Raw genomic sequence first — 25,152 nt, 5'->3', positions numbered from 1 at the left:
TTTGTCTCAAAGACTTATTATTGCGGGCGTCAGAGGTAACTCTCACGCCCGTAAATTTGTATTTAGACTTGTCGATCTAGATAATAGCTTTATTCGGCGTTTCAGCCGGCAGAACTTTTATCTAGATTGATACACAGACTGCTGAAGTGATCATTCGGTAGTAGCAATTATTTTGGTGACCTAGAACATGTCAAAACGTGATTTTTACGAAGTATTAGGCGTAAGCCGCGATGCATCAGAGCGCGATATTAAAAAAGCGTACAAACGCTTAGCGATGAAATTCCACCCGGACCGTAATCAGGGTGACGACACCGCAGCAGATAAGTTTAAAGAAGTAAAAGTAGCGTATGAGATCCTAACCGATTCTCAAAAGAAAGCAGCTTACGACCAATACGGCCATGCAGCTTTTGAACAAGGCGGAATGGGTGGCGGCGGCGGTTTCGGCGGCGGTGGTCAAGGTGATTTCGGCGATATCTTCGGCGATGTATTTGGCGACATTTTCGGCGGTGGTCGTCGTGGTGGCGGTCAAGCGCGTGCACAACGTGGTTCTGATTTACGTTACAACATGGAGCTTTCTCTAGAAGAAGCCGTTCGTGGTGTTTCTAAAGAGATCGAAGTACCAACACTTGTTGAATGTGATACGTGTGACGGCAGCGGCGCTAAAGCGGGTTCTTCTGCACAAACATGTGGCACTTGTCATGGTCACGGCCAAGTTCAAATGCGTCAAGGCTTCTTTGCGGTTCAACAGACTTGTCCTACTTGTAATGGTAAAGGCAAGATCATCAAAGACCCATGTAACTCATGTCATGGTCAAGGTCGCAAACAGAAAACTAAAACACTTAACGTTAAGATCCCTGCTGGTGTTGATACTGGCGATCGCATTCGTCTATCTGGCGAAGGCGAAGCGGGAGAGCATGGCGCACCAGCTGGCGACTTGTACGTACAAGTTCATGTAAAAGAGCACAACATCTTTGAGCGTGACGGCAACAACCTTTACTGCGAAGTGCCAGTAAGCTTCACAATGGCTGCATTAGGCGGTGAAGTTGAAGTTCCTACATTGGATGGCCGTGTTAACCTTAAAGTGCCAGAAGAGACACAAACGGGCCGTATGTTCCGTATGCGTGGCAAAGGCGTAAAAGGCGTTCGTGGCGGCGGTGTTGGTGATTTAATCGTTAAGTTAGTGGTTGAAACACCTGTTAAGCTAAGCTCTCGTCAAAAACAACTTCTTCGTGATTTCGAAGAAACATGTTGTGGCGAAGCGGCGAGCAAACATAAGCCAAAATCTGAAGGTTTCTTCAGCGGCGTTAAAAACTTCTTCGATGACCTAACTAAGTAATTAGATAGTGATTTGAAAATTTTAAAGCCTGCCAGAGTGCAGGCTTTTTTGTACCTGTAGATCAGAGAAAAGAAGCTCAGATAAGAAATAATCGATATTTCTCAGATAAATTCTAGAGCCCTTTGGTGGTTGTTCTCGTCACTTCCAACACGCTTCTGGCTCCGAAACACCTGAGTGGTGCAATTCCAACTTATCGGTAGTTGAATCTAAGCACTCATCATTCACTTGTTGAGAAAGCGGTTCAGCTTGAATTGAATAGGTGGTGCTACTGGCTGAAATCGCTAACGTGTATCGGTTGGTGTCGGTATCGCAAAACAAACATGTCCCTGCTGAAATAATACTCTCCGCTGCCGATGCGTAGTTTCCTGTATACAGCGTTTCCATCTCTAATTGAATCTTGCTCATGTCGGCCATCGCTGTGACTCGATGCGCTTTAATTAAATGGCTTGTATAACTTGGGTAGGCAATTGCGCCGAGTATTCCCACAATGGCAACTGCGAGCAATAATTCGATCAATGTCATCCCTTTTATACTTAAGTTGTTGTTGTTGCATATATTTCTTCGAATCATCGCGAGTAGTTTCCTTTCATATCTCTGCCTATTTTTCTCCGGTGGTAGCATCGGCGCAAGATTAAATACGGTTACGCATCAGATTACATAGGAATTTGGGAAATGACTCGCGGGTTTACTTTATTAGAGCTGTTAATCACGGTATCGGTGTTGTCGATACTGATAGCGACGGCTGCTCCGAGTTTTAGTTCTGTCAGTCAAACCGTCAAGATGCAGCGGTTGGCAGGGGAGTTGAATGGTTTTCTAATTCAGGCTAAGTCAGAGTCAGTAAAAAGGAATCAAGATCTTTGGGTTCATTTCTCGATGGAAAAGAATGAAGTGCAATCAACAGGAGATTGGACTGTTTGGTTAAAACCTACCGAAGACTTGTCAGGAGAAACCTTACTGCAATTGTCGGGCGAACCCTTTCGCGACCTTTCTTTTTCTCATAACTACACCGGAGACAGAATCACTTTTGAGAGCGTTCGTGGAAGGCCTTCTCGCGGGACTCTCTATCTGGCTCCTAATGCGGCTTCAACCGACCGGGTTCTGATCAAATTATCCAGCCCGCCGGGGCGAATTAAGGTGTGTGGTGAGTCGAGTGCACAGTATGGCTATGATGTCTGTTAAACCAAGATTGACAGCTCTTTGGAAGCAAAAAGGTACATCACTGATTGAATTAATGGTGGCCTCTGTGATTGGCGTGTTCGCTATTTCGATTATCGGCAGCGTCTTCATTACGGGGCAGAGAATTGCTAAAGATAAAGGCATTGAGTTATTACTGCTGCAAAATCTAACCAGTACGATGCAGGTCATGAAAGAAGATATCCAACGAGCGGGCTACGATGGCTCTAATGGTTACTCAATCAAGTTATCTGGAGCGAGCAATACCATCCAAGTGAGTGGCGGTGTTGCCGTTGGGTTTGTCTACTTCAGAGAGGGCTCAAACGGAAACAAAGATATTCGAAATATCGTTTATCAGAAAGATGGAACCAAGCTGAAAATATGTGAGAAGGGCACCACTGTATCTGAGGCGATTCCTACTTTTAATCAGGTTACTGGATGTTACTCACTTTTCGATGACAGCCTGATCGAGGTAGATGCATTCAGTGTTGATGCTCAGTTATTAGAGCAGAACTCGATTAAAACCACGCTTACCGATATCAACATTACGGCTTCAATTCCAACCGCAGGTGTTACCAAATCGGTTTCGGTTTCCGTTAAACAAAGGAACTGGCAATGATGGTGTCTAGAAAGCAACGCGGTGTGGTGACCTTGTTGGTCACATCGGTGCTTTTAGTTGGTGCTTTAGTGGTGACGTTAGGCACGTATCGCAGTGTGTTTCATCAAATTAAAGTCGCTCAGAATGAGGTGGAAGGGCGTAAAGCCCACTGGTTAGCAGAAGGTGGTTTAGAGTGTGGCTTCACTTACATAGCTGAAAATGATCTTACTGTTATTCCCCATGATTTAATGGATCATTGCCAGCAGTCGAAAGTCGTTACTTTGGAATCAGAAATTCTCACACCGAATTTGTTGGTCTCGAGTTCTCAATCTTTATCGCTGAGCAAAGAGATTAGCTTTGAAGACGCTTCGGGTCTCGGAGTAATGCAAACCAATTCGAGTCTGGAATTTATTTCTGATCACAACATCGATATTAATCCGGATATTGCTCTTACTGCTGTTGATGGTATAAATGAGTGCGTCTCTGTTCGATTTTTGGATAGTGTAATCTATAGAAAAAAGGGAGGAGGTCGTTTAAAGACAATTACACCAGAGTCACCTCCTTTTCCTGCATTCGAATCTTGCCAACAAACCACCAATATTAGCAATGATGCAACCATCGATTCTTCTGGGGCATTGCCTTCAAACTCTTTTCAATCAGACTTCAAATTCGATCCTGATATCGATACGTTCTCTAACTACTTTGGAGTCCCTAAAACGTCAGAGAATATTGACCAAATTAAGCTTGATTATCATGTTGTTGACCTTATTGACCGGACTACATCTCCTCCTAAACACACAGACTTGGTTGGTGGGAAATATGAAGGTAATAAATGTAGTAAAGCTATTAATGATGCCTTTTCAAGTGGGGAGAATAAGGTCTGGGTTATAGGTGATTGCGTCGTTTACTCACCTGCCATCAATGTAGTCGAACCTATACCAGGTGTTATTACACCCCGTTCACTGGTAATCCAAGACGGCATTATTGCGAACGGTAATGCGAGCGTATTTGACGGGGCTTTTTATCATCTAAATGATATGAGCGTATTCGATAACCCTAACTCTCCCGATACTGATACCGACCTACTGAGTGGTTTATGGGCTAAAGTTCCAGATACAATTCCTATTACTGATTTAGTTCAGAGCAATTCGGTTTACATTGGATTTGCTTCTTTTTTCCCGAAAGGCGGGATGTTTTTTGATTCCACTGGGGGATTATCGACAATTCAAGGTTCAATCAATTTAGATTATACCGGGGAATACAATCCTCATAGTGCTCCTTTGAAAGCGAAATGGAAGCGAGGCTCATGGAATGACTTCTAAACACCAAGGTTTCAGTTTGATCGAGGTTCTTATCTCTTTCTTACTCATCGGTGTTGCTTGGTTAGGGTTGGTTAAACTGCAGGTCTACGCGGAACAAAAATCGGACTTTGCTCTTCATAGTGTTGAGGCTCTGCATTTTGCTGAGAGGCAGATGGAATATTATCGGACTCGTGTCTCGGAGGTGAGTGGGGCGGTTGGATTAATCCCTTTTGCAGATCTCAATCAAGCGAGTTACTGTCTCAATGCTGCAAGTTCGGATCCACTGTCCGGTTTAGCAAGCTCTGCCTATACGATGAAATGTGAAGTGACAAATGCTGATGGTGCACTCTCTAGTGCGTTAAAAAACATTACTGTTACTGTTGCATGGCAAGACCGTATGAACCGCGCGCAAAGCATTTTTCTTGAGACTATGCTCTCCAAATACAGCGAATTTGATTGATCTATCAAGCAAACGTTTGTTACATGCCAAGGCCTACGTCACTCCTTTTACTGACATTTTTCACTTCTCGGACATTGTTTACGTGCTAGTTAAAATCCTGTATATGGAATGGTGTGTTTTGTGTTTTTATATTGTTGCTGTTGTATGGTATTTTTGCAAAATATGTCTCCATTTTTGGAAAAGACGGTGGAACCTTGTGCTTTTTGATAGGGACTTTAATAGAATATGTGCTGTACCAATAGGCCATGGTCAAAACTTATATTAGGCCTAAACAAACAACATCACATATGGAGTTACCATGAGTAACCAAGCCGTAAAAAAAGCACCGTCGACTGAGAAAATCAGTGGAATGGATCGCTTTCTAAACTTCATTGAACGCGCCGGCAACAAAATTCCAGATCCAGCAATTCTGTTCTTCTGGGCTCTAGTTATTGTATGGGTAGCATCTGCACTTTTGTCGAATCTTTCATTCGACCTAATCAACCCTCAAACGGGTGCTGCTCTAGAAGTAAATAACCTATTAACTGGTGAAGCGCTTGCTAGCTTCCTGGCGAATATGGTTACCACGTTCACAGGCTTCGCACCGCTAGGCATCGTACTTGTTGCTATGCTAGGTGTTGGCGTAGCAGACTCTTCAGGCTTCATTACGACTGGCCTTAAGAAGATGCTTAACTTCACGCCAGCTAAGCTATTAACGCCAATGCTAATCCTTGTTGCTATCGTGTCTCACACAGCAGCAGATGCAGGTTACGTTCTAGTAATCCCTCTTGGCGGTATCATCTTCCACGCAGCGGGTCGTCACCCTCTAGCGGGTATTGCAGCAGCGTTTGCTGGTGTATCAGGTGGTTTCTCAGCGAACTTCATTCCTTCAGGTATTGACCCGCTACTAGCAGGCTTCACTCAAACAGCGGCAAACGTTCTTGACCCTGCATACGTGGTTAACCCTCTAGCGAACATTTTCTTTACTGGCTTGTCTTCAGTTCTCATTGTTGGTATCGGTTGGTACGTGACAGAGAAGATCATTGAACCTCGTCTTGCAAAAACACCAGTAGATGAAGATGCTGAACAAGCACCGGATCTAGGTACGTTCACAGCGATTGAATCTAAAGCATTCAAATTTGCGGGTTGGGCAATGGTGGCTGGTATTGGTTTGCTAATCGCAGCTTTGGTTCCTGAAAACTCAGCACTTCGTTCGCCTGAAGGTGAGCTAACGGCGTTCTCAGCACCTGTTATGAAGTCTATCGTTCCTCTGATCTTCATTCTGTTCATTATTCCAGGTATCGTCTACGGCCGTGTAGCGGGTACTTTTAAGAACAGCAATGATGTTATCAAAGCAATGTCAGAGACGATGGCAACGATGGGCGCATACATTGTAATGTCGTTCTTCTGTGCTCAATTCCTATCTGCATTCGCTCAATCGAATATTGGCACAATGCTAGCGCTTTACGGTGCTGAAGGCCTGAAAGCAATGGATCTTCCGGGTGAAGCTACCGTTGTAGGTATGATTCTACTAACGGCATCAGTTAACCTTCTTGTCGGCTCAGCTTCTGCAAAATGGGCACTGATTGGCCCTATCCTAGTTCCAATGTTAATGGTTGTAGGTATCTCTCCTGAGCTATCTCAAGCGGCTTACCGTGTAGGCGATTCTGTGTCTAACATCATCTCTCCACTGATGGTGTTCTTCCCACTGGTTGTTGTTTACTGTCAACGCTACGTTAAGTCGACAGGTATCGGTACTCTAGCTTCTCTAATGATGCCATTCTCGATTGCTATGCTAATCGGTTGGTCTATCTTCTTGCTAGCTTACTGGGCTCTTGGTATCCCACTAGGTATCCAAGCTCCTTACACTTACACAATGTAAGATAAGTAAAGCTAAGTAAGAAAAGCAAAAGTCAGTAAGACAAAATCATCGAAGCCCGCACCGAAATGTGCGGGCTTTTTTTTCGCTATTTTTTTCCTACTTTTTATATCCAAGACTTTTTATATTCAAAACTTTCTATATCCAAAACTTTTTATATTCAAAATAAAGGCACTCAGCTTATACTCCGGATTACGGCTAATTGTTGGCCGGTAAAGTTAGGAAATCCAATCCACATGAAGATTCTGCTTTTAGTAGGGTTAATTGTTTTAAATGGTCTGTTTGCCATGTCTGAGATTGCACTGGTAGCAGCAAAAAATAGTCGGTTGAAACGCTTAGCCGAAAAACATCGCTCCGCTCAGGTTGCACTTGAGCTCAAAGAAAATCCAACCCGCTTCCTTTCAACCATTCAAATCGGTATCACGGTAATCGGCTTACTCAGCGGTATTGTCGGTGAGGCTACGTTATCAGCTCCACTCGCGGTTCAACTTGAACTGTGGGGATTCGATCCAACACAAGCGAATATCCTGTCTACCGCCGTTGTGGTTGTGGGTATTACTTACTTCGCCATTGTTGTAGGCGAGTTGGTGCCAAAACGTTTCGCTCAGTCTCAAGCTGAGAACATTGCTGTGTTGGTGGCCCTGCCTATTTTTTGGTTATCTAGAATTGCGACGCCGTTTGTATTTGCGTTGTCTGCGTCAACTGAAGGCATCTTAAAGTTGATGGGGCGCAGTGGCGAAGAGGATAGTGTTACTGAAGACGATATCCATGCACTTGTAAAAGAGGGCTCAGAGTCTGGAGTGATTGAGCGCGGCGAGCAAGAGATGATTCGTAATATCTTGCAGCTTGATGATCGCCTGGTGAGTTCTTTGATGACCCCACGCCGAGATGTCGATTTTCTCGATATTGACCAACCTGTCGAGCAGATATTTAAGAAACTGCGCTCTTCAAAGCACAGTGTTTTTCCACTATGCCAAGACCATCTCAATAAAGTAGTCGGTACGGTATCAGCCAAGGCTTTGCTGAATCAGGCGGGCAATTTAAGTATTCAAGTCATTATGGGGCTGTCTAAGTCGCCGATCTATGTTCCAGAATCGATGAAGGCACTGCGGTTACTTGGCTACTTTAAAGAGTCGGGTACCGAGATGGCATTCATTGTCGATGAGTATGGCGATGTGCAAGGCCTTGTGACTCATTACGATATTCTCGAAGCGATTGCAGGTGAGTTATCCAATAACCCCAATGACCTATGGACAGAGGAAGTTGAAGATGGCTTGCTAGTGGATGGGTTAATCCCTATCAGCGAACTGAAGAATCGTTTAGAGCTATCAGATTTAGGAGGTGAGAAGGAAGGTTTCCAAACTTTGAACGGTTTAGTTACATGGTTGATTGGTCGCTTACCTGATATTGGCGAAGTCGTTCAATATCAACAATGGCAGTTCGAAATTATCTCTGTGGAAAATAATCGAATTGTGAGTGTTAAAGCGACAAAAATAGTCAATGAGCTAGGCGATGCTGTTAGTTAGATAAGCCGCTAGATATTTAACGAACAAGCCCGCGCTTGTTGTTCGTTATCTCTTTATTGTTCATAATCACCAAGATTAGGTATGCTTCGTCGCATACCTATTTTTTGTTTTTACCTTTACCTTTACCTTTACCTTTACCTTTACCTTTACCTTTACCTTTACCTTTTTCGGAGTCCTCCTTTGTCAGACCATCAATTTAGCCCTCAAGATGAAATCTTCATGCGACGCGCCATCGAGGTGGCTAAGCAAGCAGAGAAAGAGGGGGAGGTTCCCGTTGGTGCTGTGTTGGTGAAAGAGGGGGAGATTATTTCTGAAGGTTGGAATCGTTCGATTGGCAGCCACGATGCCACAGCGCATGCGGAAATAGAAACCTTGCGTAAAGCTGGCCAAGCTTTGGAAAACTATCGTTTACTGGATACCACGTTGTACGTCACTTTAGAACCATGCCCTATGTGTGCTGGTGCGTTGTTGCACAGCCGAGTAAAGCGCATTGTGTTTGGAGCACCTGACTTAAAAGCGGGCGCAGCGGGTACTGTACTTAACTTATTTGAAAGCCAAGCCTCTTACCATTATGCCGACGTTGAACGTGGCTTATTGGAGAAAGAATGTCGCGAACAGTTACAGGCATTTTTTAAACGTCGTAGAAAAGAGATAAAAGAAAAGCGAAAGCTTGAACGTTTGCAACAAGAACAGCTTTTAGAAGAAGAGCAACAGGCTGGAAAACGGAAGTAAACCTAAACTTAAATGAGACAAGAAGCTTTCGGCACCCTCAATAACATGAGTACCGCAGAAAAACTTACTTGGTCATTATATTTACTCAGTAAGCATCTGCATGAAAGCACGGTTGCGCCAAATGATCTTTTTCTTATTGTTTGAAAGCATGCGCTTACGACGGTTTGCAGCAACGGTCTTATCAAGGCGCTTCGATTTCAGTTTTTTATTCATCATTTCAACGATTTCCTATTTGTCGTCTGGCTATGTAATTATGACTTCAGTTTTAATTATAGTGGTTATTTGTTTATGAGCTTTGTCGCGAATCTGGCGTTCCGTTTGCTGTCATATTGTTTTTCGCAGTCATCATGGTAATAGCCAACATCGTAAGTAAGAAACGCCGCCCCAAGACCAGTAGTTGAATACAACAAAGCATAATGTATCTGTGGTGTGTCGTTATAAAGTTCGATTGTTACTGCAATATGACACTTGAGGTTTAACGGCCACGTTATTAACTTAATTGCTGAATCTAGCCACGAACCTCTTAGCAAAAAAAAAGAGCAATGCTATGTGGCATTGCTCTTTTTCATTTATTTGGAGGACTCAGAGTCATTCACAGCGGATTCGGCCGCACTGATTGTTGATTCTGCGCCTGAGATCTCTAAAGGTGGGATAACCACTAAACCTTCAAGGTTGGCTTCTTCCTCTTTATCACGCTTATTAACATGACCAATAATACTCTGGTAATAGCGGCGAATGTTCTCAACGTAATTCCTTGCTTCATCACCACGCGCATAACCGTAACGAGTTTTGCTGTAGTACTTCTTCTGTCTTAGCAGAGGCAGCCTGTCTTTCACATCACCCCAAGCGTCAGGATCACCGCCTTGTGCTTTGGTTAAGCGACGAGCATCCATCATGTGCCCGTAACCTACGTTATATGAGGCAAGCGCAAACCAGATCTTTTCGTGTTGAGTGATTGAGTCGGGCACTCGGTTAACGATACGACGCAGGTATTCAACCCCGCCTTGTACCGACTGTTTAGGGTCAAGACGATTGGTCACACCAACGCTCTTCGCGGTTGGTAGCGTTAACATCATCATGCCTCGAACACCGGTTGGAGAGCGTGCGACAGGATTCCAGTGGGACTCTTGGTATGCCAAAGCAGCAATCAAGCGCCAATCAAATTCTTGCGAATATTTCTGAAACAGTGGAGACCATTTTGGCAGCTTGCTATCCAAGGCGCGGATAAAGGCACGAGTATCGACATAATCGAAGGTGCCGATATGGCCAATATACTTCTCTTCCAATGAAGCGAGCTCACCAGACTGCTTTAGGTTACCGAAAAACTCAATCAGCAGCGCATAAAGGCTTTCATCTTCAGACTTCTGTAAATACCAAGAGATCGGTTGGTCTTCTGTAAGTTCAAAAGCCAAGGCTACGTCTGGGTATAAACGCTGTGCGAGTGACAGCTCAATCGAATCCGCCACAGTAAACAAGCGTTCCCCTGTAGAGACTTCTTTTAGCAAGTCGTTGATATCAGCATTGCCGATCGCATCGTAGATAAAGTCATCGTGTGTGTTTTGCAGCTGTTTTAATGTTGGCTCAAAGTGTGAGTCTTTCACTACAACCAAAGATGGCGTCAATGTGTCAGTAGTCGCTATCTCTTCTGATTCAGTTTGTGCTTTTACGAAATCAGCCTGACGCTCATTCTCGAACTTGATCAGTTGCTCAAGGTTTCTTGGGCGCCACTGGCCTTTTTTGTACACGACTTGCTGGCTTACATAATAATAAGCGGGCGCAGCGCGATAGGCACGTGTCAGGTTGCTGTTTTGTGTTAGTCCGGTCGCGATCAGATCGATCTCGCCTTTCTTTAACGCAGGGAATAGGCCGGATAAGCGGTAAGCGGGTTTGATCTCAAGCTTTACACCAAGCTCTTCTGCAAACTCACGAGCTAACTCGTAATCCAAACCAGCAGGGCCATCAGGACCAATATAATAAGAGAGTTGGTTATTCAAGGTACCGACACGAAGAACGCCGCGATCTCGTATCTGCTCAAGAACACTTTTAGGTTCAGATTCAATCTGGCACCCAGTTAGCCCAAACAGAGCGATAGCGAGCAGAAGAAATTTAGACGAAAAGATGAGCGTAAATTTAGGCATCAAAATGAAATCTCAAAAAGTGGAAGCCCCTTTATACCAAACCCCGCATGGCTGGCAAAGCAGGTTTAATTAAACAGTTGTAAAAGTGGTGATTAATGCAGCAAAACTACCATTTACACAGAAAGATAAAAAAAATAACGCAAACGGTTGCTTTTGGTGTTACGTCACAAAAAGAAATGCTTTATAATGCGCTCGCATTGAAGAGGTGGAATCGGCATAGGTTTGGCAACCTTCGGGAATAGCTTCGAAGAAAACAGTTAGGTTGTTCCTATAACCCACTGAATTTATTCCAATACTACCTTAATCAACTGCATAAGAGACCTAAGCACATGAGAATTTTGCGTGGCTCCCCAGCTCTATCTGAGTTTCGTGTTAACAAGCTTTTAGAGCTTTGTCGTGAATTAAGCTTACCTGTAACAGGTATTTACGCTGAGTTTGCCCACTTTGCTGATCTAACGGCAGACCTAGATGAGTCTGAAGTTGAGAAGCTAGAAAAGCTACTGACTTACGGTCCAACGATTGAAGAGCATGAACCTGAAGGTTTATTGCTGCTTGCAACGCCACGCCCGGGCACTATCTCGCCTTGGTCTTCAAAATCAACAGATATCGCACACAACTGCGGACTGGCTAAAGTGTCACGTCTAGAGCGCGGTACTGCTTTCTACATTGAAACCTCTTCTGAACTTTCTGAGCTTCAACTTGTTGAGCTGAAAGCCATTCTGCACGACCGTATGATGGAAGTGGTTTTCACTGACTTCGAATCAGCGGCGGCACTGTTCACTGTTGCTGAGCCTGCTCCTTATGCGGAAGTTGACCTACTAACTGGTGGACGTAAAGCGCTTGAAAAAGCAAACGTTACCCTAGGTCTAGCACTTGCAGAAGACGAAATTGATTACCTTCTTGAAAGCTTCACTGAGAAGCTAGGTCGTAACCCGACTGACATCGAGCTAATGATGTTTGCACAAGCGAACTCAGAGCACTGTCGTCACAAGATCTTTAACGCTGATTGGACTATCGATGGCGTTAAGCAAGAAAAATCATTGTTCAAGATGATTAAGAACACCTTTGAAACGACACCAGAACACGTTCTGTCTGCTTATAAAGATAACGCAGCGGTAATGACAGGTTCTGAAGTCGGTCGTTTCTTCCCAGATCCAGAAACTCGCCAATACAACTACCACCAAGAAAAAACACACATCTTGATGAAAGTTGAAACGCACAACCACCCAACGGCAATCTCTCCATGGCCGGGCGCATCAACAGGTTCAGGCGGTGAAATCCGTGATGAAGGCGCGACTGGTATTGGCGGTAAGCCAAAAGCGGGTCTGGTTGCTTTCTCTGTATCTAACCTGAAGATTCCAAACTTCGTTCAACCTTGGGAAACAGACTTTGGTAAGCCAAGCCGTATCGTAACGGCTCTGGATATCATGCTTGAAGGTCCTCTTGGTGGCGCAGCATTCAACAACGAATTTGGTCGTCCAAACCTACTAGGTTACTTCCGTACTTACGAAGAGAAAGTAAACTCTCACGCAGGTGAAGAAGTACGTGGTTACCACAAGCCAATCATGCTGGCTGGTGGTCTAGGTAACATTCGTGATGATCATGTTCAGAAGAAAGAGATCCCAGTAGGTGCAAGCCTAATCGTTCTTGGCGGTCCAGCAATGAACATCGGCCTTGGTGGCGGTGCTGCATCTTCAATGGATTCTGGTTCGTCTTCTGAAGATTTAGATTTTGCTTCTGTACAACGTGAAAACCCAGAGATGGAACGTCGTTGTCAGGAAGTTATCGACCGTTGTTGGCAGCTTGGTGATGCGAACCCAATCGCATTTATCCACGATGTGGGCGCGGGCGGAATCTCGAATGCACTTCCTGAGCTAGTCGACGATGGCGAGCGTGGCGGTATCTTTAACCTACGTGACGTGCCAAACGATGAGCCGGGCATGAGCCCACTTGAGATCTGGTGTAACGAATCTCAAGAGCGTTACGTAATGGCGGTTGCTGATAAAGACTTAGCGACATTTGAAGCGATTTGTAAGCGTGAACGCGCTCCATTCGCGATTGTTGGTAAAGCAACGGAAGAGCGTGAACTTAAACTTGAAGATTCACACTTCGACAACACGCCAATCGATATGCCAATGGACATCCTTTTAGGTAAAACACCTAAGATGCACCGTGATGCGAAAACGCTAAAAGCAAACAATCCTGCGATTGACCGTTCTGGTATCGAACTAAACGAAGCGGTTGACCGTATTCTTCGCCTACCAACAGTGGCAGAAAAAACATTCCTTATCACTATCGGTGACCGCTCGGTAACAGGCCTTGTAGCTCGTGACCAAATGGTTGGCCCATGGCAGGTTCCAGTTGCTAACTGCGCAGTAACTGCAGCAAGTTACGACTCTTACCACGGTGAGGCAATGTCTCTTGGTGAGCGTACGCCAGTTGCACTTCTAGACTTTGGCGCGTCAGCTCGCCTAGCGGTTGGTGAAGCAATCACTAACATCGCAGCGACGAACATCGGCGATATCAAACACATTAAATTGTCAGCTAACTGGATGTCTCCAGCAGGTCACCCTGGTGAAGATGCGGGCCTTTACGAAGCGGTTAAAGCCGTAGGTGAAGAACTATGTCCAGCACTGGGTCTAACTATCCCTGTGGGTAAAGACTCAATGTCGATGAAGACTAAGTGGGAAGAGAACGGCGAGCAGAAAGAAGTAACGTCTCCGCTATCTCTTGTTATCACTGCGTTCGCACGTGTTGAAGATGTTCGTAAGACGATTACGCCTCAGCTTCGCACCCCTAATAACCTTGAAGGACTAGGCAACACTTCACTGGTTCTTATCGACCTAGGTAACGGCAAAAACCGTATGGGTGCTACAGCACTAGCGCAGGTTTACAAGCAGCTTGGTGACAAGCCAGCAGACGTAGACAATGCAGCGCAACTAAAAGGTTTCTACGAAGGCGTTCAAGCGCTTGTTGCTAACGATCAAGTTGTGGCTTACCACGATAAAGGCGATGGCGGTCTATTCGTAACGCTAGCAGAAATGGCGTTCGCAGGTCACTGTGGTGTTAACGCTGATATTGCAGCGCTTTTATCTGCATCAGAGAATAGTGAAGATACGCTTGCGGTACTCTTCAACGAAGAGCTAGGTGCAGTAATCCAAGTACGCAACGACGACCTAGACGCTGTTCTTTCTACTCTTGCAGCAAACGGTCTAGAAGCGTGTTCACATGTGATTGGCTCTGTTGTTGGTGAAGGGGCGGCTTCTGATGAGCTAGTGATTAAGTCTGGCGCAGACGTTGTAATCCAACGTAACCGTACTGAACTGCGTACTATCTGGGCTGAAACTACGCATAAGATGCAAGGTTTACGCGATAACCCTATCTGTGCAGACCAAGAGCACGAAGCGAAGAAAGATAACTCAGACCCAGGTCTGAACGTTAGCCTAAGCTTTGATGTAAACGAAGATATTGCAGCGCCTTATATCAATGCTCCTATGATAAACACAGGCGCTAAGCCTAAGATGGCGATTCTACGTGAGCAAGGTGTTAACTCTCACGTTGAAATGGCAGCAGCATTCGACCGTGCAGGCTTTGAAGCAACTGATATTCACATGAGCGACATCCTAACGGGTCAAGCGGTACTAGAAGAGTACAATGGCCTTGTAGCTTGTGGTGGCTTCTCTTACGGTGATGTACTTGGCGCTGGTGAAGGTTGGGCTAAATCGGTTCTGTTTAACGACTCTACTCGTGACCAATTTGAAAACTTCTTCAAGCGTGAAGATACTTTCTCTCTAGGTGTGTGTAACGGTTGTCAGATGTTGTCTAACCTGCGTGAACTCATCCCGGGTGCAGAGTACTGGCCACGTTTCGTTCGTAACGAATCAGAGCGTTTTGAAGCTCGTTTCAGCCTAGTTGAAGTTCAGAAGTCTGACTCTGTGTTCTTCAATGGTATGGAAGGTTCTCGTATGCCAATCGCTGTTTCTCACGGTGAAGGTCGCGTAGAAGTACGTGACAACGACCACCTAAACGCGATTGAAAATTCAGGTACTGTTGCTCTACGTTACGTTGATAACAACGGTAACCAAACGCAGCAATACCCAAACAACCCGAATGGTTCGCCAAACGCTATCACAGGCCTAACAACCACGGATGGCCGCGTGACTATCATGATGCCTCACCCAGAACGTGTATTCCGTACGGTTGCTAACTCTTGGTCTCCAGAAGGTTGGGGCGAGAATGGTGCTTGGATGCGTATGTTCCAAAATGCACGTAAGAATGTGGGTTAATCTGGTTCTTTAAACAGACATTTTTGATAAAATGAGAAAAGCGCAGATCGAAAGGTCTGCGCTTTTTTATTTCCAAAATTTGAGGAGTCTGACCGAAATGATTAAGGTTTGCAGTTTGCTGTTCTAAAAAACTCCACTACGCTAAATGTTATGTAATCAATTTGTTAGGCCATCATTTCTTGTATTCATACAAGAACAATTCAATTTGGCCGTTCAAAAACTGAATCAATCATCGTGGCATAAGAGGGATCTATGAAAACAACAATCACAAAAGCAGTTGCAGTGGCAGCGATTGTCATGTCGTTAGCTGGGTGTGTCGGTAGTAACGCCGTTACTGGGAAATTAATGAAGTTCAACGTAGAAGTTGTAGATAACCGCTACGCTCGTGCCGGGGTCAACTTCTTGCTTGCTCCAGTTTACGCTTTAACATTTGCAGCCGATTACATCGTATTTAACTCGATCGAATTCTGGGCAGGTAAAAACCCACTCACTGGCGCGCCTCACATCTTTGATAGCAAAGTCGATACCATGATTGATGTGAACGACAGCCTAGATGATTCATTGAAAGAAGCCCCACTTGGCTTCAACAATCGCCATATCGAACAAGGCGAAATGCAACAAATCGATGAAAACACCATACGTATGGACATTACCTACAATGATGGCCAAAAAGCTGTACTGATGGGTGTTCGTGATGGCGACAAAGTTAGTTACTACATGGATGGAGCGCTCGTTTCAGAAACTTCAATTCAAGCCCTTGAGCAGTTAGCAGCAGAAAAAGCATAGTCTTCTCAACTTTACCGCTATAAAAAAAGCCGCTGGATTAAACCCCAACGGCTTCGTATTCTCTAGCATTTAGCATTTAGCATTTAGCATCTAGCGCTTAGATTAGTTGTTGCTGTGTAGCTCGCTGTTTAGCTCAACCGCAGACTTGTTCGCTAGACATTCAATTTGACCAGTGATCGAGTTGCGACGGAACAGCAGATCAGAAACGCCAGCAAGGTCACGAGCTTTAATGATTTCTACTTCGTTGCCTTCTTTATCTAGCATGCGAACTTTAGTTCCCGCAGTCACGTAAAGACCCGACTCAACTGTACAACGGTCGCCCATTGGGAAGCCAAGACCTGCGTTTGCACCTAGTAGACAGTTTTCGCCGATAGAGATAACCATCGTACCACCACCAGACAGAGTGCCCATGATAGAAGCGCCGCCGCCGATATCAGAACCGTTACCCACAACAACACCCGCAGAGATTCGACCTTCAACCATGCTTACGCCAGTAGTACCTGCATTGAAGTTGATGAAACCTTCGTGCATTACTGTTGTGCCTTCACCTACGTGTGCGCCAAGACGAACACGAGAAGTATCAGCAATACGAATACCTGTTGGTACCACGTAATCCACCATTTTAGGGAACTTGTCTACGCAATCTACAGATAGAGCGCGACCAGCTAGGCGAGCTTCGATTTGACGCTCTGGTAGCTCAGGAAGGTCGATTGGGCCTTCGTTTGTCCATGCGATGTTGTGCAGTAGACCGAAGATGCCGTCTAGTACTGTACCGTGTGGTTGTACTAGGCGGTTAGAGATAAGTTGTAGCTTTAGGAAGCCTTCAGCAACTGATGCTGGCTTCTCGTCAGTTGCAAGAACAACAAGAACAAGTGGCTGTTCAGACGCTGCCGCTTTTTCTGCGAAAGATGCGTTTGCTGCATCGTCGTTTGCTGCGAATGCTTTCGCTAGTTCTGCGCTTTGTGCAGCAGAGATTTCTATAGCTTGGTTGCCTTCAGCGTAACCTGACACTTCAGCTACAGCTGCTACAAGAGCGTCGCTTGGGTTTAGAAGTGGGTTAGGGAAGAACGCTTCAATGATTTTATTGTCGCGGTTTTTGGTTGCCGTACCGAAGGCTAGTGAAAAGTAAGCCATGTTGAATCTCCATGTGTTGAGTCTTGATTTTGCCATTCATAGCAGTGACTCGAATAATGAGTGCTGCCGTTAGCAAAGTTAATTTAATTGTGTTCATCATAAAGAGAGCGCCCTCGTTATGAAAGGGCGTATCGGGATAAAGTCTGTAAAATGATATTGCTTGTCTTTTTAGCGATAGTTTTTATTTTCCGGATATTACTCCGTGGGCATCATGTCACTGTGCTTACATTAGCCACTTAGTACAACTTCGTTTTCATTTCCGACACTCTTTAGAGCTATCTATTTTGTTCGCCGTATCAATAGAGCTAGTCACATTTTCTTTATAAATTAATGTTTATTATCAGAATTAATCGAATTATGTTGATTAATCGCTTGTGCTTAAAGTTAGGGTAAATACTCAAATTATCAGCAGTGTAATTAAGAGAGTGATCACTAAAAACCTTCAATATATAAGTATATTTCCAGCCATAACGACATTAAAACGATTAATAAAGGATCTTCTATGAATTTTACTAAGTCTTTACTGGTGCTCTCTATCGGTGTAGCAATGGTTGGCTGTGGTTCGGACAATGACGACATCACGGTGACGTGTGACACCGCGGACTCTTGTACCAAATTTACTGTTTTGCATACTAACGATAACCATGGCCGCTTCTGGGAGAACAGTAAGGGTGAGTATGGGATGGCGGCTCGTAAGACGCTGATTGATAGTATTCGTGCTGAAGTGACTCAAAATGGTGGTGAGACGATACTACTGTCCGGTGGCGACATTAATACTGGTGTGCCAGAGTCTGATATGCAGGACGCGGTACCAGATTTTGTAGGTATGAATCTTCTTGGTTACGACGCGATGGCATTAGGTAATCACGAGTTCGACAATAGCTTGGATGTGTTAGATATGCAGGCGGAATTGGCCGACTTCCCGATGCTAGCGGCTAATATTTATATCAAAGATGGAGACACAGTTACTGATGAACGCCTTTTCTCTCCATATAAAGTATTCACCATCAATGGCTTAAAGGTTGCGGTTATTGGCCTGACAACTAAAGATACGGCGAAATTAGTTAACCCTGACAACGTCGCGACGATTCACTTTGCCGACCCGCAAGTCGAAATCAAAAAAGCCATAAAAGAAATTGAGGCCAATGAAACGGTTGATTTGATTTTTGCTACGACTCATATGGGGCACTACGCAGATGGTCAGCATGGTAGTGAAGCGCCTGGCGATGTGTTGCTTGCTCGCTCTCTAGAAGAAGGTCAGTTAGATGCCATTATTGGCGGGCACTCTCAAAATCCTGTTTGTATGGAAGGCAATGAATATGCTGATTTCAATCCGGGAGATGACTGCAAGCCGGATCAGCAAAATGGTACCTACATCATGCAAGCTCACGAATGGGGTAAATATGTAGGTAGAGCTGATTTTGAGTTTTACGATGGAAAGCTGCATTTAGCGAAGTACGACCTGATACCTGTGAACTTAAAAGAGAAGGATGAAAATGGTGATTACCAATTTATCCAATCTGAAATTGAACCTAATTCAACAGTAATTGCTACTCTTTTCGCGTATCAGCAGCAGGGACAAGAGTTGTTGGATGTCATCATATCGAAAACCGATGCGAAGCTTGAAGGTGACCGTGATGTTGTACGCGCAGAGCAAACCAACCTTGGTCATTTATTAGGTCACGCTTACCGTACTTACGATTTAGTGGACGCTGACTTCGGTGTGATGAATTCCGGTGGTGTTCGTGACTCAATTGCGGTAGGTGACATTGCTTATCGTGATGTACTTACAGTCCAACCTTTTGGCAACTTTGTAACCAAAGCAACAATGACGGGTGCAGAAGTGAAAGCGTATTTAGACGTTGTTGCGACTAAGACTGCAGGGTCTGGCGCTTACGCACAACTGGATAATATTAGCTTAACTGTCGACTGTGATTTGAGTGATGTGACTATTCGAGACATCAATGGCAAAGGTTTTGATTTAGCAGATACTTACACGTTCTCCGTGATCAGTTTCAGTGCGGCTGGTGGTGATGACTACCCAGTGATTGATGTTGAATCGACGCAGTTAACGGATGCCTCAGTTCTTCGTGATTTCTTTGTTAAGAACCCGGATGTCACTGCTGCTGATTACGCTCCTGCTGCTGGCAAGCTAATCTATAGGAGTAATGGAGTAGACGTGAAAGGCTGTCCAGCGAACTAATTTATAATCCGTAAACAAAAACGATAAAGAAAATAGCCAGCAAATTGCTGGCTATTTTTGTATAAAACTTAGTGGAATTAGACGTTAAATAAACAGCGCCTTATAAGCCTGTTCAATCCCTTCAATCAACATCTGCATACCGATCACTGCGAGTATCAAACCCATCATTCGGGTTATCACGTTCAATGCACTTGGTCCGACAGCTTTAACGAAGCGTTCGCCGAATACAAACAGTATGTAGGTTAGGGTGCAGAGGAGGCCAAATGCCACAATGGTAATAATGGTCTCGTAGATTCCCTCTGTGCTGGCAAAGTTCATCGCAGTGGCAATAGTGCCTGGACCAGCCAGTATTGGCATGGCTAAAGGTGATACCGCGATACTCAATGCTGCATCTTGCTGCGCGTCTGAATTGACCTTCTCTTTTGCTTTGGCGTGTGTCGAGTCACCTTGTAGCATGTGAAAACCAATCAGAAATACAAGAATACCGCCGGTTATGCGCAGTGCGTAAAGTGTGATGCCAAACAGATCAAAGATGAGCTTGCCGGAAATAGCAAAGGTACTCACGATGATAAAGGCGATGAGCACTGAGCGAAAAGCGATCGACTTCACCATCTCTCTATTGCTATCAGCCGTTAAACCTAAAAAGATCGGCGTATTGGCGATGGGATTCATTATGGCAAAAAAGCCCATGAACACGGTGATGGTATGAATGATCAACTCTTTCATATTATTCCTTTAAAAATATAGGGTTAAATACTTAGCGACTGGTGTATTTAATCTTATAGATAAATAACTATTAGGAATAGATCGTAGAGCAAATATGGATAAAAAACAGCCAGGTTAATACTGGCTGTTTAGTTTTAGTAGTAGGTGTAAAGATTTATTCGTACGTTATTGTCGGTTTCTTAATTAACGGATTTCTTTTGGTTCCTCACGTTCGACTCACGCCGCTCTGCTGTTAGGCGTTTTGAGATTCGCTAACGGCAACCGCTAGTGCCACAGTCGCGCCGACCATAGGGTTGTTGCCCATACCTATAAAGCCCATCATTGCGACGTGTGCTGGAACGGAAGAGCTACCTGCGAACTGAGCGTCAGCGTGCATTCTGCCCATGGTATCAGTCATGCCGTAAGACGCAGGGCCTGCTGCCACGTTATCAGGGTGCAATGTTCGGCCAGTACCGCCGCCTGAAGCCACTGAGAAGTAAGGTAGACTTTGACGAGTACGTTCCGCTTTGTAGATACCCGCAACTGGGTGCTGAAAACGAGTGGGGTTAGTCGAGTTACCTGTAATACTTACGTCTACTTCTTCTCTGTGCATGATGGCTACGCCTTCGCGTACGTCGTCAGCACCGTAGCATAAGATCTCTCCGCGAGGGCCTTGTGAGAAGCGGCGACGTTCTGTTTCAACAAGCTCACCCGTTTGGTAATCGTATTGAGTGCGTACATAGGTAAAACCATTGATACGAGAGATTAAGTAAGCCGCATCTTTACCCAAGCCATTTAAGATTACTTTCAGTGGTGTTTGACGCGATTTGTTGACGTTAAGTGCAATTTTAATCGCACCTTCTGCAGCGGCGAAAGATTCATGACCTGCAAGAAAAGCAAAGCAGTGGCTCCCTTCATTTAGAAGGCGAGCCGCGAGTGCGCCATGGCCAATGCCCACTTTACGTTGTTCGGCAACACTGCCGGGTTTTGTGAACGCTTGAAGGCCTTCGCCAATGATATTCGCGGCTTGTTCAGCGTTGCTCGCTTTACGAAACAGAGCTAGTGCAGCACCAAGGGTGTACGCATCAGCAGCGCTTTCAAACGCGATAGGCTGGGTATCCATTACTAACGCTTTCGGGTCTACATTGTGTGATAGACAGTATTGGTTCGCTTGCTCTAAAGAGTCGAAGTTCATTTCTGCCAATACGCGAATTACAGATTCATTAAATTGAGTGTTCATCATATCTTTCCTCTAAATTGGCAAAAATTACTGTTGGCGTGGGTTAATAGTGGTAACGGCTTCGTCGAAGCGACCATAGGTACCCATAGCAAGATCGGCTGCTTCATTGGCAGTGACACCTTGATTAATCGCTTTCATCATTTTGCCGAGGTTGAGGTACTCGTAGCCAATAACCTCACGGTTATCATCAAGAGCAAGTTTGGTCACGTAGCCTTCTGCAAGCTCTAGGTAACGAACGCCTTTCGCTGAGGTTGAGTAGCTAGTACCCACTTGGCTGCGTTGTGTTTGACCGAGGTCTTCTAATGCCGCGCCGATTTCTAGGCCACCTTCAGAGAAAGCGGATTGAGTACGGCCGTAAACAAACTGCAGAAAGATTTCGCGCATCGCTACGTTAATCGCGTCACATACTAAGTCAGTATTCAGGGCTTCAAGAATGGTTCTTCCGGTGAGGATTTCGGCTGCCATCGCGGCTGATTGAGTCATGCCTGAACAACCAATCGTTTCGATTAGCGCTTCTTCGATGATGCCGTTTTTTACGTTAAGCGTTAATTTTGCTGCACCTTGTTGTGGTGCACAAGTGCCTACGCCATGGCTTAAGCCAGAAATAGCGATGACATCTTTTGGGCTAACCATTGCGCCTTCAACTGGAATTGGCGCTGAAGTGTGAAGATCACCCCTTTGAATAGGGCACATTGATTGAATTTCTGAAGAGTAGTGCATAATGTTTTCTCACTATTAGAGTCATTTAAGACCTAGGGCGTTGAGAAAACAGGACGTGTTGGAAGAGGTGTGGCTAATTCACTACAGATCTTGAGTATCGATAATCCAAAGGTGTCATGAACCTTGGTCTTAGTAGACTAAGTCCATTTCAAAATGGAGGAATAGCGATACGTCCAACAGTATTACCTGTTTTCGATTCTGTAGGAGTCATTAGCACTGTTCGAAAAGAACGGGCGGTTGAAGCAAAAGCTTAGGTGGAACCCCATCACCTGATGTTTATATATTAGATCTTTATCACACTTTTGTGCAAGCTAATGTTTAGAGCGATTTCGACTATAAACCGGCTTCATTATATTTCGATAAGTATAAAAAAACGCCAATAACGGGCTCTGGTTAGAGGTGTTATTGACGTTTTTTAGAAAGGTGTCAGCTAGTTACGCTGCATCTTCTTCTGCGTTTTCAACAGCTTCAAGTTTCTTTTCTTTTTTCGGAGCTGGTTTACGCTTAGCGCCTAATGCGTAAAGAACTTCTTCTTTATTCTTCGCTAGGTACATTGCAAGTTCTTCTTGCTTGCCTTCATCTTCAACTAAATCGCTTTTGCTTAACAGTTCAAAAAGCTCATCAGCCATATCCAGCATTTTGTCGTATGCGTCAGCTTCGGCTTTAGAGGTAAAAGTCATTTTCTCTTCTCCGTTGCGTTCCACCACGTACTTGACGATAACAGCCATGGTTAATCCTCTAAGTTTGATAAATTTTACTGGCTTTTTATACAGTTTCTGATGCGAAAAGTCCAGTTGAGGGTGGAACTATGCGGCCTCAATCTTGATGTGCAGCCCAGTCTTCACAATAACTCATGAAAGATTTTAACAGCGGGCTTTGATATTTGTCTTTGTGCACCAACATCCAGAATCGTCGTTTCATGTCGAGCGGTACATCGAGTGCTTTCACTCGGCCTGAATCAATAGCGCGTTGTGCTGCTAATCGGGATAAACACGCGAAACCAAGATTGGCGGAAACCGAATTGATGATCGCCTCGGTGGTATTGAGCTCAAATGACTCATACCAGTGTTCGATGCGAGGAGCGACGGCACGCAGGAAGAACTCGCGAGTGCCTGAACCAGATTCTCTCAGTATCCAGTGGCTGCCTTCTAAATCTCTTAAATTTACTTTGTCTTTTGCCACTAAAGGGTGTTGATTGCTAACGATAATACACATTTCATCGCTACTGAACTGGCTAGAGATCAATTCCGGATGGAGTGTTTTTCCTTCAATTAACGCGATATCCAGTTCATAATCCACCAACTTTTGGCAGATCAGCGCACTGTTTGAAATAAACAAGCTCTGATCTTGATGCTGAGTACGCTCTCTAAAGCCTGACAAAATAAAAGGTGCCACCTGATTACCAATCGTGTCACTCGCGCCGACCTTTAAATTACCACTTAATGGTTGGTCATCGCGGAATAGAACATCTATACCAGCAGCCCGATGAAGAATCTCGTCGGCTAAGGGAAGAAGCTTTTGTCCTTCTTGATTGAGAATTAATCGGTTGTTGACCCGGTCAAATAGAGAGTGACCCAACTGTTTCTCCATTTCACCCAGTGCCATACTGACGGCAGCCTTTGATAAAAACAGAGCTTCCGATGCGGCGGTAAGCGTCGAATGTTGGGTAATGGTGACAAACACTTTGAGTTGTTTAATTGAAATATTAGCCATCAGATTCCTAGTTTTGCACTGCTGGTGGAATGAATATCGTTCAGAATTAATGAACACTTGTTATATATAATTGGATATTGTTAAACGAAGCGCAAGCGTATTATGGCTTCAACAAGCTGATGAGTTCACAAGTTTAGTGAATTAAGTTTAAGAGAGGCTGACATGATTCAACGTATTAAATATAGATTAACAGGAGCTCCAACACCCATGGCAGGGTTGGCACTAGCAATCGCAAGCTTAGGCTGGTGCTGGGATGGTGTTTTAGTCGCGCAAGGTATCTTACACACACCGGGTTTGGTGCAGTGGATCAGTGCTGGCATGGCTGCGGTATTACTTCTTGTTTTAGCTGTGAAATTTTTGATTCACGGCCACCTATTACGTGAAGATCTTGCTCACCCTGTTGTGGGTAGTGTTGTGCCAACCTTCGCGATGGGTTGCATGGTTGTGTCTGCTTCATTGGCTCCAATATCTCCGTTTCTTCAAGAAGCAATGTGGTTGGCTTCGGTAGCTTTACATGTCGTGTTCTTGGTGAGCTTCTTATACCACAGAGCTAAAAACTTTGAGATTCACCACATGGTGCCAAGTTGGTTTGTACCACCAATCGGTATTATCGTGGCAGACGTTTCTTTTTCAGGTAACCCGATCTTAGAACCCGTTGCTCACGCGACTTTAGTCTTTGGCTTATTGGTTTATGCTGTAATGCTACCTCTCATGATCTACCGTTTGATCTTCTCTCATGAAGTGCCTGACGCAGCAAAACCAACGATTGCGATTATGGCGGCACCAGCCAGTTTATCTTTAGCAGGCTACCTAACGGTGACGGCAAATCCTTCGCCAGTGATCATTGGGTTACTCTTTGGCATTGCAGTGTTAATGACGTTTATTATCTACATCGCGTTTTTCAAACTACTTCGTCTGCCTTTCAGCCCTGGCTATGCGGCGTTTACCTTCCCAATCGTGATTGGTGCAACGGCGTTATTCAAATTGGCGGCTTGGATGCAAATTGTTGGTGTGGAAACTCACTATGTGGATCAAGTCTTCAACCTAGCGTATCTAGAATTGATTGTGGCAACGTTTGTAGTGGGTTATGTGGCGGTTCGTTATTACATGAATTACAAACCTCATCGTGTACTAAGCGCAGTAGGCAGTAGATTGTAAGAAGCAATAGTTCAAAAGATAAACGGACCTTAAGTTTTCAGTATTTCATAAGCTTATATTCCTAATCCAAACTCGGCACTTATGC

At 44.7% G+C, this 25,152-nt stretch carries 21 protein-coding genes and 1 riboswitch; of the genes, 12 read left to right on the top strand and 9 right to left on the bottom strand.

Annotated elements, in window-relative coordinates:
• Positions 1-187: 187 nt before the first annotated feature.
• Positions 188-1,336 carry a molecular chaperone DnaJ gene (gene dnaJ, locus AACW75_RS08020; RefSeq protein WP_017074171.1) on the top strand — a complete coding sequence of 383 codons (1,149 nt, stop codon included), beginning with the start codon at positions 188-190 and terminating at the stop codon, positions 1,334-1,336.
• Positions 1,337-1,474: 138 nt separating this feature from the next.
• Here the strand turns inward: dnaJ and AACW75_RS08015 are convergent, their stop codons facing one another.
• Positions 1,475-1,957 (bottom strand): type IV pilin protein, encoded by a 483-nt coding sequence (locus tag AACW75_RS08015; RefSeq protein WP_445329516.1) that lies wholly within the window; start codon positions 1,955-1,957, stop codon positions 1,475-1,477.
• 51 nt (positions 1,958-2,008) lie between these two features.
• Here AACW75_RS08015 and AACW75_RS08010 point away from each other — a divergent pair, with 51 nt between their 5' ends.
• The 7 genes from AACW75_RS08010 to tadA all read left to right on the top strand — a co-directional run bounded on the left by AACW75_RS08010 (position 2,009) and on the right by tadA (position 8,984).
• On the top strand, positions 2,009-2,515 hold the full coding sequence (locus AACW75_RS08010; protein WP_145570590.1) for a GspH/FimT family pseudopilin: 507 nt from the start codon (positions 2,009-2,011) through the stop codon (positions 2,513-2,515).
• Positions 2,496-3,128, top strand: coding sequence for a PilW family protein (locus tag AACW75_RS08005; RefSeq protein WP_145570592.1), 633 nt, complete (start codon positions 2,496-2,498; stop codon positions 3,126-3,128). Before AACW75_RS08010 ends, AACW75_RS08005 begins: the two co-directional genes overlap by 20 nt.
• Entirely contained in the window at positions 3,125-4,429 is a 1,305-nt protein-coding gene (locus AACW75_RS08000; protein ID WP_145570594.1) for a hypothetical protein, read from the top strand. The genes AACW75_RS08005 and AACW75_RS08000 overlap by 4 nt, the downstream gene beginning before the upstream one ends.
• On the top strand, positions 4,419-4,868 hold the full coding sequence (locus AACW75_RS07995) for a prepilin-type N-terminal cleavage/methylation domain-containing protein (RefSeq protein ID WP_145570596.1): 450 nt from the start codon (positions 4,419-4,421) through the stop codon (positions 4,866-4,868). Before AACW75_RS08000 ends, AACW75_RS07995 begins: the two co-directional genes overlap by 11 nt.
• A gap of 298 nt (positions 4,869-5,166) precedes the next feature.
• Positions 5,167-6,729, top strand: coding sequence for an AbgT family transporter (locus tag AACW75_RS07990; RefSeq protein WP_017074177.1), 1,563 nt, complete (start codon positions 5,167-5,169; stop codon positions 6,727-6,729).
• 233 nt (positions 6,730-6,962) lie between these two features.
• Complete coding sequence (locus tag AACW75_RS07985) at positions 6,963-8,252, top strand: hemolysin family protein (RefSeq protein ID WP_145570598.1); 1,290 nt, start codon at positions 6,963-6,965, stop codon at positions 8,250-8,252.
• A 180-nt stretch (positions 8,253-8,432) separates the two neighbouring features.
• Entirely contained in the window at positions 8,433-8,984 is a 552-nt protein-coding gene (gene tadA / locus AACW75_RS07980; protein WP_145570600.1) for a tRNA adenosine(34) deaminase TadA, read from the top strand.
• Between the two features lie 81 nt (positions 8,985-9,065).
• Here tadA and AACW75_RS07975 read toward each other — a convergent pair whose 3' ends face one another.
• Both AACW75_RS07975 and mltF read right to left on the bottom strand, forming a co-directional pair.
• Complete coding sequence (locus tag AACW75_RS07975) at positions 9,066-9,200, bottom strand: hypothetical protein (protein WP_261377644.1); 135 nt, start codon at positions 9,198-9,200, stop codon at positions 9,066-9,068.
• A gap of 353 nt (positions 9,201-9,553) precedes the next feature.
• Positions 9,554-11,122 (bottom strand): membrane-bound lytic murein transglycosylase MltF, encoded by a 1,569-nt coding sequence (gene mltF / locus AACW75_RS07970; protein ID WP_145570602.1) that lies wholly within the window; start codon positions 11,120-11,122, stop codon positions 9,554-9,556.
• Positions 11,123-11,451: 329 nt separating this feature from the next.
• Between mltF and purL the strand changes: the two genes are divergently transcribed.
• Both purL and AACW75_RS07960 read left to right on the top strand, forming a co-directional pair.
• The gene (gene purL / locus AACW75_RS07965) at positions 11,452-15,408 is read left to right on the top strand and encodes a phosphoribosylformylglycinamidine synthase (RefSeq protein ID WP_145570604.1); all 3,957 of its coding nucleotides are present in this window, start codon (positions 11,452-11,454) and stop codon (positions 15,406-15,408) included.
• Positions 15,409-15,660: 252 nt separating this feature from the next.
• Positions 15,661-16,194, top strand: coding sequence for a DUF3332 domain-containing protein (locus tag AACW75_RS07960; RefSeq protein WP_017074183.1), 534 nt, complete (start codon positions 15,661-15,663; stop codon positions 16,192-16,194).
• A gap of 102 nt (positions 16,195-16,296) precedes the next feature.
• Here the strand turns inward: AACW75_RS07960 and dapD are convergent, their stop codons facing one another.
• Positions 16,297-17,328 (bottom strand): 2,3,4,5-tetrahydropyridine-2,6-dicarboxylate N-succinyltransferase, encoded by a 1,032-nt coding sequence (gene dapD / locus AACW75_RS07955; RefSeq protein ID WP_108091795.1) that lies wholly within the window; start codon positions 17,326-17,328, stop codon positions 16,297-16,299.
• A gap of 502 nt (positions 17,329-17,830) precedes the next feature.
• Here dapD and ushA point away from each other — a divergent pair.
• Positions 17,831-19,531 (top strand): bifunctional UDP-sugar hydrolase/5'-nucleotidase UshA, encoded by a 1,701-nt coding sequence (gene ushA / locus AACW75_RS07950; protein ID WP_145570606.1) that lies wholly within the window; start codon positions 17,831-17,833, stop codon positions 19,529-19,531.
• Between the two features lie 84 nt (positions 19,532-19,615).
• Here the strand turns inward: ushA and AACW75_RS07945 are convergent, their stop codons facing one another.
• The 5 genes from AACW75_RS07945 to AACW75_RS07925 all read right to left on the bottom strand — a co-directional run bounded on the left by AACW75_RS07945 (position 19,616) and on the right by AACW75_RS07925 (position 23,909).
• Positions 19,616-20,257 (bottom strand): MarC family protein, encoded by a 642-nt coding sequence (locus AACW75_RS07945; RefSeq protein WP_017074186.1) that lies wholly within the window; start codon positions 20,255-20,257, stop codon positions 19,616-19,618.
• Between the two features lie 232 nt (positions 20,258-20,489).
• On the bottom strand, positions 20,490-21,479 hold the full coding sequence (locus AACW75_RS07940) for a GGGtGRT protein (protein WP_145570608.1): 990 nt from the start codon (positions 21,477-21,479) through the stop codon (positions 20,490-20,492).
• 24 nt (positions 21,480-21,503) lie between these two features.
• Positions 21,504-22,196, bottom strand: a complete 693-nt coding sequence (locus AACW75_RS07935) for an iron-sulfur cluster assembly scaffold protein (protein WP_017074188.1) — start codon at positions 22,194-22,196, stop codon at positions 21,504-21,506.
• A gap of 194 nt (positions 22,197-22,390) precedes the next feature.
• A riboswitch (Fluoride riboswitch) is annotated at positions 22,391-22,475 on the bottom strand.
• A 155-nt stretch (positions 22,476-22,630) separates the two neighbouring features.
• On the bottom strand, positions 22,631-22,924 hold the full coding sequence (locus AACW75_RS07930) for a YebG family protein (RefSeq protein WP_145570610.1): 294 nt from the start codon (positions 22,922-22,924) through the stop codon (positions 22,631-22,633).
• A gap of 88 nt (positions 22,925-23,012) precedes the next feature.
• Complete coding sequence (locus tag AACW75_RS07925; RefSeq protein WP_145570612.1) at positions 23,013-23,909, bottom strand: LysR family transcriptional regulator; 897 nt, start codon at positions 23,907-23,909, stop codon at positions 23,013-23,015.
• 162 nt (positions 23,910-24,071) lie between these two features.
• On the opposite strand from AACW75_RS07925, the gene AACW75_RS07920 reads away from it, so the two are divergent.
• Entirely contained in the window at positions 24,072-25,067 is a 996-nt protein-coding gene (locus tag AACW75_RS07920; RefSeq protein ID WP_186437188.1) for a TDT family transporter, read from the top strand.
• Positions 25,068-25,152 lie beyond the last annotated feature (85 nt).

The sequence above is a fragment of the Vibrio sp. L3-7 genome, assembly GCF_963898195.1.
GTDB lineage: Bacteria > Pseudomonadota > Gammaproteobacteria > Enterobacterales > Vibrionaceae > Vibrio > Vibrio echinoideorum.
This window is presented reverse-complemented; position numbering and strand designations above follow the sequence as displayed.